General features: G+C 68.5%; 9 protein-coding genes and 4 pseudogenes. 11 read left to right on the top strand and 2 right to left on the bottom strand.

The window, feature by feature from the left end; all coding sequences use genetic code 11:
* Positions 1–177: 177 nt before the first annotated feature.
* Positions 178–1,185, bottom strand: coding sequence for a LysR family transcriptional regulator (locus IEX89_RS19120; protein WP_210317677.1), 1,008 nt, complete (start codon positions 1,183–1,185; stop codon positions 178–180).
* A gap of 519 nt (positions 1,186–1,704) precedes the next feature.
* Between IEX89_RS19120 and IEX89_RS19115 the strand changes: the two genes are divergently transcribed.
* The 3 genes from IEX89_RS19115 (at position 1,705) to IEX89_RS19105 (ending at position 3,735) form a co-directional block, all read left to right on the top strand.
* Positions 1,705–1,917 carry an AbrB/MazE/SpoVT family DNA-binding domain-containing protein gene (locus IEX89_RS19115; RefSeq protein WP_188914853.1) on the top strand — a complete coding sequence of 71 codons (213 nt, stop codon included), beginning with the start codon at positions 1,705–1,707 and terminating at the stop codon, positions 1,915–1,917.
* Entirely contained in the window at positions 1,914–2,300 is a 387-nt protein-coding gene (locus IEX89_RS19110) for a type II toxin-antitoxin system VapC family toxin (protein WP_188914852.1), read from the top strand. Before IEX89_RS19115 ends, IEX89_RS19110 begins: the two co-directional genes overlap by 4 nt.
* 673 nt (positions 2,301–2,973) lie before the next feature.
* Positions 2,974–3,735: a transposase gene (locus IEX89_RS19105; protein ID WP_188914851.1), complete on the top strand. Its 762-nt coding sequence runs from the start codon at positions 2,974–2,976 to the stop codon at positions 3,733–3,735.
* 889 nt (positions 3,736–4,624) lie between these two features.
* On the opposite strand, the pseudogene IEX89_RS19100 reads toward IEX89_RS19105, so the two are convergent.
* Positions 4,625–5,254, bottom strand: a pseudogene (locus tag IEX89_RS19100) (IS1634 family transposase); the annotation flags it as partial.
* 135 nt (positions 5,255–5,389) lie between these two features.
* Here IEX89_RS19100 and IEX89_RS24875 point away from each other — a divergent pair.
* The 8 genes and pseudogenes from IEX89_RS24875 to IEX89_RS19065 all read left to right on the top strand — a co-directional run.
* A pseudogene (locus IEX89_RS24875) lies at positions 5,390–5,545 on the top strand (hypothetical protein); the annotation flags it as partial.
* Between the two features lie 49 nt (positions 5,546–5,594).
* Positions 5,595–6,194: a hypothetical protein gene (locus tag IEX89_RS24515; RefSeq protein WP_244645576.1), complete on the top strand. Its 600-nt coding sequence runs from the start codon at positions 5,595–5,597 to the stop codon at positions 6,192–6,194.
* A 55-nt stretch (positions 6,195–6,249) separates the two neighbouring features.
* Positions 6,250–7,561: pseudogene (gene istA, locus IEX89_RS19090) on the top strand (IS21 family transposase).
* Positions 7,561–8,376, top strand: a complete 816-nt coding sequence (gene istB, locus IEX89_RS19085; protein WP_188914848.1) for an IS21-like element helper ATPase IstB — start codon at positions 7,561–7,563, stop codon at positions 8,374–8,376. The pseudogene istA and the gene istB overlap by 1 nt, the downstream one beginning before the upstream one ends.
* A gap of 959 nt (positions 8,377–9,335) precedes the next feature.
* On the top strand, positions 9,336–9,581 hold the full coding sequence (locus IEX89_RS19080) for a type II toxin-antitoxin system CcdA family antitoxin (protein ID WP_188914847.1): 246 nt from the start codon (positions 9,336–9,338) through the stop codon (positions 9,579–9,581).
* Positions 9,581–9,877 (top strand): CcdB family protein, encoded by a 297-nt coding sequence (locus IEX89_RS19075; RefSeq protein ID WP_188914846.1) that lies wholly within the window; start codon positions 9,581–9,583, stop codon positions 9,875–9,877. Before IEX89_RS19080 ends, IEX89_RS19075 begins: the two co-directional genes overlap by 1 nt.
* Before the next feature lie 151 nt (positions 9,878–10,028).
* Positions 10,029–10,370: pseudogene (locus IEX89_RS24805) on the top strand (type II toxin-antitoxin system VapC family toxin); the annotation flags it as partial.
* 1,257 nt (positions 10,371–11,627) lie between these two features.
* A complete protein-coding gene (locus IEX89_RS19065) occupies positions 11,628–12,050 on the top strand; it encodes a hypothetical protein (RefSeq protein WP_188914844.1) in 423 nt (140 codons plus the stop codon).
* Positions 12,051–12,084 lie beyond the last annotated feature (34 nt).

Below are 12,084 nucleotides of genomic sequence, written 5' to 3'. Positions count from 1 at the left end.
AAACACAGCGTCGCGGCGCAGAGATCGCGCGAACGGCGTAACGGTGGTCCGCGAACCAAGTCGGACCTGAACGAGAGCGAGGCTAGGTTCGAGCGAATGACCCAACAAGAACATTTTTTATCTCGGAGCGGCAACAAAATGCGCGCGCTCGTTCAAATGATTACGGTATAGGCGTCATCAAGACGTTTTCTTGAGCATCTGCGCGAGATTTTCGCAGAACGTTACGGCCGCGATCGGCGGGAGACGACCTGCGCGACAGGCAAGAACGAGGCGGTTCCCGGCCAGCGGGACGTCGCTCAGCGGAACGACCGCGAGGTCGCCCCGCTCGACCTCGCGACGGGTGCCGATCTCGTATTGGAAGCCGATCGCCCCCGTCGCCATCGTGTAGGTCTTCAGCGCCTCGACGCTGCTCGCCTCCAGAGCGATCTCGAAGGTGAGCCGCGAGCGGTGCATCGCGTCGTCGAGCGCCCGACGGGTCTGGAAGGTCTCGTCACCCACGGCGATGCGAAAGGCCTGGAGCTCGGCCAGCCGGAGGCTGGCGCGACCGGCGAGCGGGTGATCAGGGCGCATCATGGCGCACAGCGGTTGCGGCGCTTCGGCAATGATCTGCAGCGCGTCGGAGGGCGGCGGATCATGGGCGAGCACGAGGTCGACGTCGTCTCGCAGCAAGGCTGCGACCAAGCCGCTGGTAACCCCGCTCCACAGACGAAACTGTACGCCCGGATGCGCGTCTTGAAAGGCGGCGATGGCGCGCGGCACGAGATCTGACGCGACCGATTGCGCGCAGCCGATGCGCACGATGCCGCGCACGAGGCCACGCAGCTGCTCGATCTGCGAGGCCGCCGATCGCATCTCGGCCATGCTGCGCCGGATCGCGACGAGCAGCACCTCGCCGGCCGAGGTGAGGCGCACGCCTCGTGGGAGACGCTCGAACAACGGCGTGGCAATCTCCTGCTCCAGCTCGAGGATCTTGCGATTGAGGGCTGTCGAGGCAACGTTCAGGTGCTTCGCCGCTTTTCGGATGGACCCATAGCGAGCAACGGCGTCGATGTAGGCGTAGGCGCGGGGTGGTTGAAGCATGTCTTCGGCACGCGGCTCGATTTGCGAATGGATCGCGCGGCCCGATGAACAGGCCGCGCATAGCCGGACCGATGTCCGACCGGAACGATCCTTCGCAGTGGCCATGCCAAGCCGTTGCGCTGCACGACGCGCTCGGCGCTCTTCTCGCCATAGCCGGCGCCCGTCAGCGCACCGACCTCGAGCTCCATGACGCAAGGCGCCGTGCTCGGCCATCTCCGCGGCCAACCTATCGCAGCCCCTTCGACGTCGCGTTGATGTTCAACGCGGCCGTCCGACAGGCGACCGGATTGCGAGCCGCTCGATCAGATCGATCAGGGCCAATTTCTCCTCGGTCATCATCGTCTCTATCCAGGTTCGAACTTCCAACGCGAAGGCTAGTGGAAGATCGACGGTAACTACTCCCGGACGGCGCGCTCCGCTACGGGCGGAGCTCCGCGCGCCGCCCTTGGTCACGCACTTGTACACCGCGTGTCGATGCACCGCCCTTTCGCGCAGACACCAACGCTGGGGCGCGGCCGGCGACGTCGATCCCGGCATTTCGGCAGCCTCGCTCGCACGCAGGCTTGCGTGCTGCTCGAGGCGCCGTATCTTACGTTTTGCCGACCGATGAAGAGGACGTACGAAATGTCGCAGACCACGACCCTTTCGTCGAAGTTTCAGATCTCCATTCCCAAAGCCGTCCGAGCGGCACACGGCTGGAGCGCCGGGCTCAAGTTCGCTTTCATACCCAAGGGAACCGGCGTTCTGCTGGTGCCCGTACCCGACCGCAGTGATCTTGCCGGACTGGCGGAAGGGGCGTCGCCCGACGGATTTCGGGACCGCGAGGATCGTACATGAGTGTCCTCGTCGACACGTCGGCGTGGATCGAGTGGCTGATCGGATCGCGGGCGGGCCTGCTCGTCGCGGAGAGGCTGCCGGCGGAGGCCGATTGGATCGTCCCGACGATGGTTCAATTGGAGTTGACGAAGTGGCTCACCCGCGAAGTCGGGGACGACGAAGCCGACCGCGTCATCGCGTTCAGCCAAATCTGCCGCGTCGTCGATCTCGACACCGCAATCGCCCTCGATGCCGCAGATGCCTGCCGGACCTACCGTTTATCGAGCGCCGACGCCATCGTCTTCGCAACGGCTCGACACCATGGCGCCACACTCTTGACCTGTGACGCACATTTCGAGGGGTTGCCGGACGTCACCGTCATCGCGAAGGCTCACCGAACCTGAGGCCGGCGGTCGGTGTCCTTCGCTTCGGCTACCAGTGGAAGCCGGTCTGTCCGCGGATGAGTTCGCGATCCTCGTCGAGAAGACGAGGCGGATGCCGTCGGGCACGGTGATCGGCGCCGTGTGCCAGCCGGCGCCATCGAGCACGAGAACGATGGGTTCGTGGAACTCTTGCTGGAGGGGCTCGCCGTCCACCTGTTGAAGGCCAAACATCCTCGTCAGCGCCACGCCTCGCCAGGTCAGCATCTTGAAGATGCCGTCCAGCGTCATCTCGGGCACATCGTCGTTCATGCGATCGGGTCCGTCTTCCGCCAGGCCCGCGTCCTCGGGCGGGCGCGGCAGACACGTGTCCTGCACCTGCCCGAAGTCGTCACGACCACAAGTCCAAGCAGGCCTGGCCCGATTTCTTGCCGGAAAGCCTTCGTGACACGGTCGCAGCCCACGGGTGGGAATGCGACCACCCGGTCCGGCTCCGCCGGGCGGCACGGTCCGTGCGCTTCGCGCGTCGGGCACTTTCGCGGTTCGGCGACGGAGCCTCGCGCCCTCGACGGCACACGGGGCGGCTCGACCGTCGATAAAGATCCGTCCAAGTCGTTGCGACGGGAAAGCCCCCACGCTATTCGAGTGCTGCATGGTGCACGGCGCCGGCCTGGAGTGACGAGGCGTGCAGCGGACCTTGACCGAACTCGACCATGAGGCGATCGGCCGCCTCACTGCCGCGATCGACGTTCTGGGTCGCGAGACCGACGGCATGAGCCTCATCGGCGCGAGCGTCCTCCTGCAGGTACTCTCGATCAACACCCTCGGATCGCCGGCGACGATCGACGGCGTCGCGTCCGCTCTCGGGATGACGTACAGCGCGGTCCGCAAACACATCGAGAACCTGCGTGGGCACGACCGCCATCGCGGCGCATGGGTCGAGACGATCGAGCCTGTCGGCGATCGTCGCCAGATCCAACTCGTCGCGTCCGAGCGGGCAAAGAAGATCGCCCGAGAGATGTGCGTGCTGCTCGATCCTTCGACGCCCGACGTTCGGTCGCCTCCGCGCCCCCGACGACCGAACGGAGCGGACGAACCGCGTTTTCTCGATGCGTGCTTCCGTCCCGAGACGGGCCCAGGGCCTGGAGACGGCGTCACGGACGAAGAGTGGGCGCACCTCGAACCGATCTTGCGACATTATTTGCACCCCGGGCCAAAAACCGATTTGAGGAGCGTCATCGACGCCTATCTCTACAAGATTACGACAAATGCGAGCTGGCTCGCTCTACCAAAGTCTTTTCCACCACGTTCGACGGTCTGGAGCATTCTCAATCCGCGCCGCGCTCCCTTTGCACGCTACATGGTCGACCGTGAACTCCAGCCTCTCGTCGAAAGGCGGTGGAGCGCCCTGCCCCCGGGCTACCGTCCGCCGGAGAGGTCCAGACGCCGGCGCCTGTGACGGGGCGGTCGTCGCGAACGTGTAGGCTCAGCGACCTATGACACCCGAGATCGGGGTCCATGGTACGTAAGAAGAGCACGAAGCCGTACCATCTGGAGCTGCGCGATCGCGCCGTTCGGTTGGTACGCGAGCAGGAGAGGGCGCATGCGTTGCGATCGGTGGCGATACGCTCCGTGGCAGAGAAAGTCGGCTGTAGCGGCGAGACGCTTCGTCTCGGGATGCGGCAGGACGAGCGTGACGCGGGGCAGCGGGGCAGCGGGGCGGCCTCACGAGCGAGGAGCGCACGCGTCTGAAGGGTCTCGAGCGCGAGGTGAGGCTTCCGACGGATCCGGCCATCTGTACCGATCATCAAGCGGCCGGCGCTCCGAGCAATCTCCGGCCACCCGGTCCGGCTCTTTTCCGGCCGCTCGTGGGAGGGCTCGGCGGGCGGGCGCTCGACGAGGGCCAGCGCACGGATCGAAACGGTGCGATGATGGCCCACGGCATCGACGAGTGCCGTGAAGGTGATCGCGTCCATTCCGCCGCGGCCGCACGTCGTAGAGAAAAAATCTCGGATAACCATCAGATATCCGGTTGACGGCCCGGACGAGGCGCGGCATCTAAATCATGTGAAGCGGCCGGTGACATCGCCCCGTTGCGGGCAGACTACCCAAGTCGCACATCTCGCGCGCCGGTCCCTACCAACGCCGCTTTCACATGACCGTGGTACTCACGGTCTCCAGGACCGAAGGTCGCCCCACTCGCGGGCGGACGAACATGTATTGGGCGCCGGTCGAGCTTCGGGTCGGCCGGCGTTCCCGTTTTGGCACCTGGTGTAAGCGCGACATGTCAGAGCGTTCGTCCTACGGCGATTCGATTGAAGAGGTGTCGTCGTGACCGATTGATGCCCCGAGCATCGCTCGAAGATTTCCTTGCGCAGGATGAGGGCGAGGAACGAGCAGAAGACGTGCCCGCGAATGGCTGCATCCGAGGAATGGAAGATCAGGCGGGTCGAGAAGGTCGCCTTTGCGGCGCGGAACAAGGCTTCGACCACGAGGAGCTCGCGATAGCGCAGAACGGCCTGGAGCGGTGAGATCCGCGTGTTGGTCCGCAGGACGAAGAGCTGGTCGTAGCGCGCCTCGTCGGCGAGCTTGCCGACATCGATCTCGAAGGCCGCATCGGCGCCGGTCTTGCGCAAGTAGCGCCGATAGGCGGAGATGCAGCCGAGCGCTTGGTCGCCGGGCTTCAGCTGCGCGTCGAGGGCGGTGACAACGGCCTTTCGGTCGGCGGCATAATTGCGCGCTTCGGCCTCGTTGCGACAGGCGATGTTGCGGACCCCGTCGACGACGACCTCCTTGACGAAGAGCTGGGTATCTCCCGCACTCCGCTCGACGAGGAGCGGGACGAAGGGCGCCGCGTCGTCGATGACGGAGCGCACCCGCTTGTCGGAGCGCTCGCGTGCGCCGAGCACGTATTCGACCCTGCGCTGCTCGAGCGCCTCGATGGTCGCTTGCGAGATCATGCCCCGATCGGCGGCGACGGTGCCGACACGCTCTCGGGAATCGAGCGCCTTCTCTTCACGGACGCGACGCTCGCGTTCGATTTCGTTGGTAACGCGGGGCAGGCTCATCGGCTCTACCAGGCGGCTTTCGCCCGCACGCCCGACCAGCCGGGCGTGTCGTTCTGGACCCGCGTTCTCGACGAGGGCGGCACGTCGCTGCTCGGCGTCGCGGAGGCCTTCATCGCCTCACCCGAGTTCCTGTCGCGCTCCGGTACGGCGTCCACGCTCGGAAACGGCGCCTTCGTCGAGCTGTTCTATGGCAACGTGCTCGACCGTGCGCCGGATGCGGCCGGGCGCGCGTTCTTGACCGCCCAACTCGATGCGGGCCTCGCCCCGGCGGCGCTTCGGCGCGCTCGATCCGCGTCTCGACGAGGAAGCCCCCCGCCGGGCGCGCTCGACGATCGCGGCGAGGCATCCCCTCCTCGCCGACAAAGGGAACGCGGACGCCTTCGAGACCGCGATCGCTACGCTCGACGCCGGCCGCTACGATGCGCGGGGCGCCGTTCCCGAGCACCTCGCCTCGCGACTGGCGGCCGCGCTCGCAGACCTCGGACGCAGCGAGGAGGCGCTCACGCTCGCCCGCCGCACCGGCGACCGGCAACTCGAGGCGGAGGTTCTCGTGCGCCTCGCTCGTCTCGACGAGGCGCTCGCCGCCGCAGGGGGCCTCGATGCGCATGCGGCCGCCGCGGTCCTGCGCCACACGGCGCGAATACACGGGGCCCTCGCCGCGAACGACCTCGGCAGGAAACTCTCCCGGCGGCGGAGCGCGACGGGCGCCGACGAGGACGGGTATGCGTCGGCCTCTTTCGCGCGGACGCTGCGCGACACGGCTCTCCAGGCCGGCGACGTCGCGTTTGCGCGCGGGCGGCCCTCGACGCCGCCGCCTCGACCGGCGCGAGGTGTCGGGCGACACGACTAACTGCCCCCCTTGGCGCCATGAGGAAGTGACCCCTGCCGTCGAGCAGGAGGTCGCGATGGACGACGCATGGATGCACAAACGCCCCCAGGAGCAGATTGCACGGGGGCTGGAGATGAAGGAGCCGGACGAGGTCTCGGCGATGCTGTCGCTGAAGGCGCTCGGGTGGGGCTCGAAGCGGATCGCGGCGGAGCTGGGGTGCTCGCGGAACACGGTTCGGCTGGTTGAGAGCCGGTGGATGGCGGCCGCCGACATCGCCGTCGCGCTCGAAGAAGCTGGACGGGCTCGAGGACTGGATCGCCGAGCGCTTCCGGCGTCACGCCGGGAACGCCGATGTCGTGCGCCAGGAGCTGGCGTCGGAGAAGAAGGTCGTGGTGAGCCTGCGCACCGTCGAGCGCGCCGTCGCCCACCTGCGTCGTGAGCTCCGCGCCGAGGCGCGGGCGACGATCCGGTTCGAGACGCGCCCGGGCCAGCAGCTGCAGATCGACTTCGGCGAGCGGCGCGTCGAGATCGGCGGCGAGCAGCGGCGGGTCTCGTTCTTCGTGGCCACGCTCGGCTACTCGCGGCGCCTCCACGTCCGCGCCTTCGACGGCGAGCGCCAGGAGAGCTGGTTCGAGGGGATGGAGAGCGCCTTCCGGGCCTTCGGCGGCGTGACCGAGGAGGTCCTCCTCGACAACGCCCGCGCCCTCGTCGTGCATCATGACCCGGCGAGCCGAGAGGTCGTCCTGAACCCGCGGCTCCATGCCTTCGCGCGGCACTGGGGTTTTCGGGTGGTGGCCTGCGCGCCGTATCGCGCCCGTACCAAGGGCAAGGACGAGCGCGGGGTCGGCTACGTCAAGAACAACGCGATCGCCGGGCGCAGCTTCGAAAGCTTCGCCGCCTTTGAAGCGCATCTCGATGAGTGGACGCGCGAGATCGCGGACGTGCGCGAGCACGGCACGACCGGCGAGGCGCCGATCGTGCGGTTCGCCCGCGACGAGGCCGCGCGGCTCAAGCCGCTGCCGGGCCATGGCTCATTCCTCGCGACCCGCGATCTCGTCCGGCGGGTCGGCGCCGACTGCACGGTCGAGGTCGACGGCTCGGCCTACTCCGTCCCATGGCGCCTGATCGGCGAGAGCGTGCGGGTGACAGTGACGGGTGCGAGCGTGCGGATCGCCTATGGCGGGCGCGAGGTCGCGAGCCATCCGTCGAGCGCGCGCCGCAAGGGGCGGATCGTCGATCCCGCGCACTTCGAGGGCGTCGCCGGCGCCGGAGGGCGAGCCGTGCGACGCGTCCGCGACGAGGAGACCGTCGACGGCTCGAAGGTCGCCGCCGCGGCGCTGCTGCGCCCCCTGGCGGAATACGAGGCGCTCGTCGGAGGGGCCTGGTGATGCTCATCGACACGCACGCGCATCTCGAGCGGATGCTCACCCGCCTCAAGCTCACCGCGATCCGCGACCAGCTCGACAGCCTCCTCGACGAGGCCGGGCGGCGCGACCTGACGATCCGCGAGGCGCTGACCCTGTTTTGCGAGCGCGAGATCGCGCGCAAAGACCAGCGCCGGATCGAGATGGCCTTCGGGCTCGCCAAGTTCCCCTTTGCTCGGGACCTCGCCGGGTTCGACTTCGAGGCGCAGCCATCCGTCGACCGGCACCAAGTTCGCGAGCTCGCCACCGGCCGCTTCATCGCAAACGGCGAGGCGATCCTGCTGCTCGGTCCGCCGGGGGTTGGTAAGACGCATCTCGCCGTCGCCCTCGGGCGCGAGGTGATCGTGGCCGGCTACACCGTGCTGTTCACCTCGGCCACGGCGCTCGTCGCCAACCTCGCCAAGGCGCATGCCGATGGCCGTTTCGACGAGCGCCTCCTCCACTACGCCAAGCCGAAGCTGCTGATCGTGGACGAGCTGGGCTACCTGCCCTTCGAGCAGGATGCGGCGCACCTCTTCTTCCAGCTCGTCTCTCGCCGCTACGAGCGTGGCGCCATGCTCGTCACCTCGAACCGCGCCATCGGCGAGTGGGGCTCCGTGTTCGGCGATCCCGTCGTCGCGACCGCCATCCTCGACCGCCTCCTCCACCACAGCCACGTCATCACCATCCGCGGTGAGAGCTATCGGCTGCGCGAAAAGCGCCGGAGCGGCCTTCTGCAGAAGGCCGCTCCGGCGCCTCACATCACCACATCAACCAGCGAGGGGGTCAGTTCTTCGTGACGGCAGGGGGTCAGTTCCGGCTGACGCTTGACACGAGGGAATAGGCGCGCGTCGCACGCAGGCTTTTCGGAACGGCATGGGACGAGGCGGGCGAGCCCTACCTCGCGCGATCGCGTGCGGGCGGCCGGGACCCCGGACCGCGTTGCGGCTTTCGTCGAAGAGGGTCTCCTCGCGGACGCGCTCGCCGTGGTCCGCTCGCGCGCCCCCACGCCGAGCGAGCTCGTCGCCCTCGGCGCCGAGGGAGCCCGCCTCGACCCGGCCTTCGTGGCCGGGGCATGTATGCGTCTTATCGTGGACATGCTCGTTTGCGCCGAAAGCGGAGTGTGTCCGCTCGTCGGCCCGATCCTGTCCGTCGCGGCCGCCGCCCATGCGGGCGGCGGCATGTCGGAGGCCTTCACCACGACATCGACGACCCGGTCGAGCGCTATGCGCGCCGGCGCGCCCTCCTGCCCGTTCTTCGCGCCGTGTCGGCGTCGATCGAGAACGACATGCGCGGCCGACTACCGGATCTCGGAGGATCGAGGCGGTCGAGCCGGGGCCTCGCCGCGGTGCGAAAGCCGCACGGGTGGGCAAAGAGCGGTCGGGTGTTCGTCGGGGAACCCTCGGGAGGAGGAGAGCGACGAGGCCGACCCCGCCGCCGCCCCGACCGGCACCGCTCTCTCCCTTTCCTCGGAATGGCTCGAGCGCCTGCCTCGCCGCCTCCGAGGGGGCGAAGTCGGTCTGCGATCACCACGTCTGCGTCGTCGCTGCGATCGGCGCCGGGCGTCCGCTCGGGGTCCCGGGCCCGAAGACACTGCATGAACGGGTTTGCGCCGGGCGAGGGTTGGGCCCGCGATGAAGCCCGACGACAGACGGGAAGCCGCTGGGAACCGACCGGCCCATAAGGAAGCCACGGCGGCGCGTGAGCTTGCGCGCGCACGACGCCATGTTTATCGTTAGTGTGTATCTTGGAGGGTGCTATGCCGAACGTCGCACAGGAGAAGCAACGCACCAATGTGACGCTGAGCGTGATCAATCTCGCTGGGGCGAGAGAGCTCGGGTTGAACGTCTCGGCGATTGCCGATGAGGCGCTGGCCGAGGCCGTGCGGGTGGCACGAGCACGCCGCTGGCAGGAGGAGAACGCGGAGGCGATCGCGGAGCGTCGCTCCTGGATCGACGAGAACGGAACGCCGTTGGCCGAACTCCAGGTATTGAAGCTGGACTGATGGCGCAGTTCCACGTCTATCGCCTGGCGCGCGGGCGGTTGGTCCTCGATCTCCAGAGCGACCTGATCGATGCCGGCACGCGCGTCGTCGCCCCATTGCATCTCCTGCGTGACGGGCCGGCGCCCATCTCACGTCTGGAGCCGATCCTCGAGATTTTCGCAGAGCCGTACGTGCTCCATACCGCCGAGATGGCAGCGATACCATCCAAGCTGCTCGCCGGTCCGCCGATCGCTGACATCTCCGACCGATCCTACGATATCAAGTCCGCATTGGACATGGTGTTCTGGGGTTTTTGATCACGCGGCAACGGGCCCTCGCCGAGGGTTACGATCGCCTTCTGGAGCAGGCGCGCACAGGGCGCGGCTCCTTCGCCGAACATCTGCTCGCATTCCCAAGCTGCGCCGAGTTGGAGCGCGCCGATCGGCGACCGCGCGACGTCGATCTGTGATGTACCTCGTCGATACGAACGTGATATCCGCGTTGCGCCGTGCCGACCGGGATCCGACGGTCGCTCGATGGTTCGAGCAGCATGACGCGCGCGACCTATATGTGAGCGTCATCACGCTCGGCGAAATCGAACGGGGTATCACAGCCGTGCAGGATCGTGACCCGCGGTTCGCCGCGGATCTGCGGGGCTGGGTCGAGAGGACCACAGCGCTGTATTCGGATCGCGTCCTGCCGATCTGCCCGGAGGCGGCGCGCATCTGGGGTCGCTTGAGCGCGCGCCTCAAGAACAACGGCGTCGACCTGATGATCGCCGCGACTGCGCTGCACCACGAAGCCGTCCTCGTCACGCGAAATCTCGCCCACTTTTCGGGAACGGACGTCGAGGTCGAGAACCCGTTCGATCAGGCGTGTCGCCCGGCGGGCGATCTTCGCCGCGACGCGGTCGCGCGAATCATGTCCTCGCCCGTCTCTTCGGGGGCGGGTCTCGCAGGCATCGCCGGATGCCCGGCTGCGCGCAGATACCGCGGACCCCACGCCGCCCACACGATCACGCGCGCCCGGCTGCCGGTGTCGGCATCGCTGGCAGGGCGCGGCGCGAAGGCTCCCGTCGAGGCGCCGAGGGGGGATCGCGAAAGCGGGACGATCGTGCCGGCTCGCTCGACGGCCGACCCCGGGATCCGTTCTCGGATCGATCCTCGGAGCACCGGGGCTCGCCGCCGGCACGGCGGGTCCGACGACGAAAGTCCGGCTCCGGCTCTCGATCTCGGCTCGGCCGGGCACCCTTCGACCTCGTCGCGCCCCCGCCTCTCGGCCTTTGCGCGACCCCCGCCTTTCGGCCTTGTCGCGGCCCGCGACAACGGATCGAAAGATTTCAAGGGCTTGGCGGGAAACGTTGACGTGCCGAGGATCACTCGCTTCTCCTGCCCGCCCCTCCGGCCGAGCTCCCTCGAGGGACGTCACTCGGCCGACCTCAGTCCCCGAGCACTCCCGCCGGCGGCAGCCTGGAGATCGGCTGCGCCCGCCAGCTCTCCGGCCAGAGCCCGAGCAGCTCGAGCGACACCAGGACGACCGCCACCACCGCGACCGCGAAGAACGCGATCGCGGTGCGCCCGGTCGACGCCGTTACGGATCAGCTGCGACATCCAGACCGCGATGCGGATCATCGGGTCCATCGCGTCTCCCCCTCGAGGCGGCCTCGCCCCTGCCCTCACCCCTGGCCGAGACAGAACAAGCGTCCCGTTAACCAGAAACCTCGTTCCCGCTTCGATCTACGAAGGTCTGCATCTATTCTCTCATCGCTCGCCCGCGCATCCCGCGCGGAGGCGGCCGCCGAGGTGCGCCAACACCCCGACGGCCTAGCCATGGGCACCTGGTTCGCACAGGAGACACCATGACCGTCGGTACATCACGCGGCGAACGCCGCGCCGTCAACGATTCGCGCCGCCACCCGCGCCCCGCGATCGCCCCGCCCGGCCTCTTCGGCCCGCCCCCCCGCCCCGCCCAGCTCCGGCTACCACTCCCCCTGCCCTTCGCGCATGCGCCCGGGCGGCCGCGGGACATCTCGGCGCCGGCAGCCACGCTCGCCGGGGAGGACCGCGCATGAAGATCCCGTCCCTCATCGTCGACGCGCACGGCCGCGTCCACCTCGCCGCGTCCCGCGCGCCGGATCTCGTCCGCCGCGCCGTCGCGGCCGAAACCGGCGCCGCGCATCTCATCGGCCTCGCCCTGCCCCCGCCCGGTATCTCGGCCCGCGCCTTCGTCGAGGACCTCGCCGAGCGCCTCGGCGGCGAAAAGCTCGCGGACGGCACCTGGCTCCTCGCCGGCGACGCCGCCGATGCCCGGCGCGCGTTCCTGCGCGCCGCCGCGGGCGAGGATCGGCTCGCCTCGGCAAAGCGTTGGATGAAGAAGCTCGTGCGGCGCCTTCGCCACGCGATGCGCCGGATCGCTGCCGCCCCGGTGTCGACGCCACCTGCCTCGACCGCGTCCGCGCCGAGCCCCTCGGCGCACGCCCCGCGCCTCTGACGCCCTCGGCGGAGGCGGCCCCGCGCCGCCCCCG

The organism is Salinarimonas ramus (assembly GCF_014645695.1).
Classification (GTDB): Bacteria; Pseudomonadota; Alphaproteobacteria; order Rhizobiales; family Beijerinckiaceae; genus Salinarimonas; species Salinarimonas ramus.
This window is presented reverse-complemented; position numbering and strand designations above follow the sequence as displayed.

What these genes read in the sequence shown, in the direction of transcription:
- IEX89_RS19110 (WP_188914852.1), top strand. Translation starts at nt 1,914, where the DNA reads ATGAGTGTCCTCGTCGACACGTCGGCGTGGATCGAGTGGCTGATCGGA.
- IEX89_RS19120 (WP_210317677.1), bottom strand. Translation starts at nt 1,185, where the DNA reads ATGGCCACTGCGAAGGATCGTTCCGGTCGGACATCGGTCCGGCTATGC.
- IEX89_RS19065 (WP_188914844.1), top strand. Translation starts at nt 11,628, where the DNA reads ATGAAGATCCCGTCCCTCATCGTCGACGCGCACGGCCGCGTCCACCTC.
- IEX89_RS19075 (WP_188914846.1), top strand. Translation starts at nt 9,581, where the DNA reads ATGGCGCAGTTCCACGTCTATCGCCTGGCGCGCGGGCGGTTGGTCCTC.
- IEX89_RS24515 (WP_244645576.1), top strand. Translation starts at nt 5,595, where the DNA reads ATGCGGGCCTCGCCCCGGCGGCGCTTCGGCGCGCTCGATCCGCGTCTC.
- istB (WP_188914848.1), top strand. Translation starts at nt 7,561, where the DNA reads ATGCTCATCGACACGCACGCGCATCTCGAGCGGATGCTCACCCGCCTC.
- IEX89_RS19115 (WP_188914853.1), top strand. Translation starts at nt 1,705, where the DNA reads ATGTCGCAGACCACGACCCTTTCGTCGAAGTTTCAGATCTCCATTCCC.
- IEX89_RS19080 (WP_188914847.1), top strand. Translation starts at nt 9,336, where the DNA reads ATGCCGAACGTCGCACAGGAGAAGCAACGCACCAATGTGACGCTGAGC.